We start from the raw sequence: 3,767 nt of genomic DNA, 5'->3' as shown, positions 1-3,767 counted from the left end.
ACGAATGGATCCGCGATTTCTCGTCCTACGAGACGAGCTTCGACGGCGACCTGGTGGACGCCATGAACGCCGCGCTGCTCGCGCTGGATCCCGACGCTCGCACCGTGCCTTACATGCTTTCCGGTGGCACCGATGCGAAAGCGTTCGCCCGCTTGGGAATTCGTTGCTTCGGGTTCAGCCCGTTGCGCCTGCCGCCGGACCTGGATTTCAGCGCGCTGTTCCATGGCGTCGACGAGCGGGTACCCATCGATGCGCTCAGGTTCGGCACCGATGTGCTGGCGCACTTCCTGACACACTGCTAGTTGCGTTTTCGAAAGCAAGCCGATCACCACACGAGAGGACGTCCATGAGCACCGCGCCCGACCCGTACGCTTCGCTGCCGAAGTTGCCGACCTTCACGCTGACCTCCGAGTCCTTGACCGATGGCCAAGCGCTGGCCAACCGGCAAGTCAGCGGGATCATGGGCGCCGGCGGGGAGGACGTCAGCCCGCAGCTGAGCTGGTCGGGATTCCCCGACGAGACCAAGAGTTTCGCGGTCACCGTGTACGACCCCGACGCGCCGACGGCGTCGGGCTTCTGGCATTGGGCGGTGGCCAACCTGCCGGCGAGCGTCACCGAGCTGCCCGCGGGTGCCGGCGACGGCGGCGACCTGCCGGGTGACGCGTTGACGCTGGTGAACGACGCAGGGCAGCGCCGTTACATCGGCGCGGCGCCGCCCGCGGGTCACGGCGCGCACCGCTACTACATCGCCGTGCACGCCGTGGACGTCGAGAAGTTGGACCTGCCCGAGGACGCCAGCCCCGCCTTCCTGGGTTTCAACCTGTTCCAGCATGCGATCGCGCGGGCGGTCATTCACGGCACCTACGAACAGAAGTAGGGCAACGGCCCCGGGCTCTGCTGGAAAGAACCTGGAAGAACATGGAAAAAACGCTGTCTCGGTAACGGTAGCGCTATAAGGGACTGGGTTGTTGTCGGGGGGCGCCGATATCATTCGAACATGAGTTCGACTAATTGCCTCGCCGGCTTGCTGGACCGCTTCGATGCGTTGCACGAGTCGCTCTTCGCGGCGTACGACTCCTTGACGGCCGCGGAACGGCTGGCGGCGCTGGACCGGCTCGAGTTCCTGCATGGGCGGCTGGATGCGCTGATCTATGAGTGGTCCGGCCCGTTGGTGGCTGCGGTCGGGCCGCCGGCGTGACCGTGACGAGCCGCACGGAGATCGCGGCGGACTACGCCGCTCTGCGCGAGGCGATCTCGCGGGTGCAAGGGCACTCCTATGACGGGTTGACCACTCCAGAGCGGCTGCGGCTGTTGGCCCGCATCGAAGGCGAGACGCGCCGCCTGCAAACGCCGACGTATCAGTTGATCAATCAGGTCGCCGAGCGGGCCGACGCGGCGGAGTTGGGCGGGCGGTTGTCGTGGGCGGTGGCCGACCGGCTCCAGATTTCGCGCGTCGAGGCGAGCCGCCGGGTCGCCGAGGCCGCCGCGGTGGGCCCGCGCCGCGCCCTGACCGGCGAACCGCTGCCCCCGCAGCTACCAGCGACGGCGGCGGCCCAGCGCGCGGGGACGCTCGGCGGTGAGCACCTCACGGTCATCCGGCGGTTCTTCGACCAGCTGCCGCACGACGTCGACCTGGAGACCCGGGGGCTGGCCGAGCGCCAACTCGCCGCGCACGCCGCCCAATTCGGCCCCGACCAGCTGACCAAGCTGGCCCAACTCCTGGCCGACTGTCTCAATCCCGACGGTCGCTACACCGACGACGACCGGGCCCGCCGTCGCGGTCTGACCCTGGGCCGCCAACAACCCGACGGCATGACCCGTCTCACCGGCTGGCTCACCCCGGAAGCCCGCGCCACCTGGGAAGTCGTGCTGGCCAAGCTGGCCGCGCCCGGGATGTGCAACCCCGACGACGACGCCCCGACCGTGGACGGCGCCCCGCCAGAACAGGCGGTGCGCCGCGACACCCGTTCGAGCGCCCAGCGCCATCACGACGCCCTGACCGCGGCACTGCGCGCCTTGCTAGCCAGCGGAAAGCTCGGCCAGCACAACGGGTTACCGGCCGCCCTCGTCGTCACCACCACGCTCAAAGACCTCGAGGCCGCCGCCGGTACCGCGCTCACCGGCGGGGCCACCCGGCTACCCATGTCTGACGTCGTCCGCCTGGCCCGCCACGCCCACCACTACCTCGCCATCTTCGACCGCGCGACACCGGTCGCGCTGTACCACACGAAACGCCTCGCCTCGCCCGGGCAACGCCTCGTGCTGCACGCCAAGGATCGCGGCTGCTCACACCCGGGCTGCGACGTCCCCGGCTATCTGTGCGAGGTCCACCACGTCCAGGACTGGGCCCGCACCGGCCGCACCGACATCACCGGACTCACCTTCGCCTGCGGCCCGCACCACCGACTCCTCGAACGCGGCTGGACCACCCGCCGCCGCGCCAACGGCGATACCGAGTGGATCCCGCCGCCCCACCTCGACCGCGGCCAACCCCGCACCAACACCCACCACCACCCCGAGAACCTCCTGGCCGAGGAGGGCGCCACCGAGGAGGACCGCGAGGAAGGAGCGGCTTAACCCGCCCCGCGGGGTTTGGGGGCGGCGGAGCCGACCGCGTCCTGCAGCGACGCGAACCCTCCCTCGCGCAGCCGGCGCGCGATGCCGTCGTGAATCTCCTTGGCCCACAGACCGCCTCCGTAGACGAAGCCGGTGTAACCCTGCAACAGCGTGGCGCCCGCGGTGATGCGCTCCCAGGCGTCGTCGGCCGTCTCGATGCCCCCGACGCTGATCAGCACCAGGCGGCCCCCGACGCGGTCGTAGAGGCGGCGCAGCACCTCGACGGCGCGCCGCGCGACCGGGGGACCGGAGACACCCCCGGCGCCGAGCCCGTCCGCGCCGGCCGTGATCAGCCCCTGGCGGGACACGGTCGTATTCGTCGCGACGATGCCGGCCAGGCCCAGTTCGAGGGCCAGATCGGCGACGTCGTCGACATCGGAGTCCGACAGGTCCGGCGCGATCTTCACCAACACCGGCGTCGTCGTCTCCGCCAGGACGCCCGACAGGATGGGGCGCAGCGACTCGACGGCCTGTAGGTCGCGCAGACCGGGCGTGTTCGGCGAGCTGACGTTCACCACCAGATAGGACGCCAGCGGTCCGACCAGCCGGGCGCTCGCCCGGTAGTCGTCGACGGCATCGGCCGCCGCGGTGGTCTTGGTTTTGCCGATGTTCACGCCGATCGGCACGTCGGGCTCGTGGCGCGCCAGTCGCATCGCCAGGGCTCCGGCTCCCAGGTTGTTGAAGCCCATCCGGTTCAACAGCGCCCGGTCGGCGGCCAGCCGGAACATGCGGGGAGCCGGATTGCCCGGCTGTGGGGAAGCGGTGACGGTCCCGATCTCGGCGTAACCGAAACCCAGCGCCCCCCAGGTGCGCAGGCCCAACCCGTCCTTATCGAAACCGGCGGCCAACCCCAACGGTCCCGGGAATCGCACCCCGAACACGGTGCTGGCCAGCACCGGGTCGGTCGGGCCGAGCCGGCCGCGCAATAACCGGCGCAGCGCCGCCACCGCGGTGACGGCGCGCAGCGCGGCGAAGACCACCGTATGAATGCGCTCGGGCGGAACGAGAAAGAACAACCGCCGCAGCAGGCCGTAGACCCGGTGACCGCCGTTGCCCGGTTGGCCGCCGGTCACAGTTCCGGCTGATCCGGGCGTCGACTGTCGATGCGGGTCTTCTTGCGACGCAACAAGACTCGTCGGCTACCGTCGTTG

General features: G+C 70.2%; 5 protein-coding genes and 1 pseudogene. 4 read left to right on the top strand and 2 right to left on the bottom strand.

The window, feature by feature from the left end:
• From A5714_RS11160 to A5714_RS11150, 4 genes are all read left to right on the top strand, one after another.
• Nucleotides 1-302 (top strand): M20/M25/M40 family metallo-hydrolase (locus A5714_RS11160; protein ID WP_156671115.1); only part of this gene is annotated, 302 nt, incomplete at its 5' end.
• 44 nt (nt 303-346) lie between these two features.
• Nucleotides 347-877, top strand: a complete 531-nt coding sequence (locus A5714_RS11155) for a YbhB/YbcL family Raf kinase inhibitor-like protein (RefSeq protein WP_068066158.1) — start codon at nt 347-349, stop codon at nt 875-877.
• A gap of 120 nt (nt 878-997) precedes the next feature.
• On the top strand, nt 998-1,198 hold the full coding sequence (locus tag A5714_RS26045; RefSeq protein WP_156747265.1) for a hypothetical protein: 201 nt from the start codon (nt 998-1,000) through the stop codon (nt 1,196-1,198).
• Nucleotides 1,195-2,577, top strand: coding sequence for an HNH endonuclease signature motif containing protein (locus A5714_RS11150; RefSeq protein ID WP_068285214.1), 1,383 nt, complete (start codon nt 1,195-1,197; stop codon nt 2,575-2,577). The genes A5714_RS26045 and A5714_RS11150 overlap by 4 nt, the downstream gene beginning before the upstream one ends.
• On the opposite strand, the gene A5714_RS11145 is transcribed toward A5714_RS11150, so the two are convergent.
• Both A5714_RS11145 and A5714_RS26040 read right to left on the bottom strand, forming a co-directional pair.
• Nucleotides 2,574-3,689 (bottom strand): quinone-dependent dihydroorotate dehydrogenase, encoded by a 1,116-nt coding sequence (locus A5714_RS11145; RefSeq protein WP_068285212.1) that lies wholly within the window; start codon nt 3,687-3,689, stop codon nt 2,574-2,576. The two genes, A5714_RS11150 and A5714_RS11145, sit on opposite strands and share 4 nt — an antisense overlap.
• Nucleotides 3,686-3,767 (bottom strand): annotated as a pseudogene (locus A5714_RS26040) (dihydroorotate dehydrogenase); the annotation flags it as partial. The pseudogene A5714_RS26040 and the gene A5714_RS11145, both read right to left, overlap by 4 nt.

The organism is Mycobacterium sp. E2462 (genome assembly GCF_001672685.1).
In the GTDB taxonomy this organism is placed as follows: Bacteria; Actinomycetota; Actinomycetes; order Mycobacteriales; family Mycobacteriaceae; genus Mycobacterium.
This window is presented reverse-complemented; position numbering and strand designations above follow the sequence as displayed.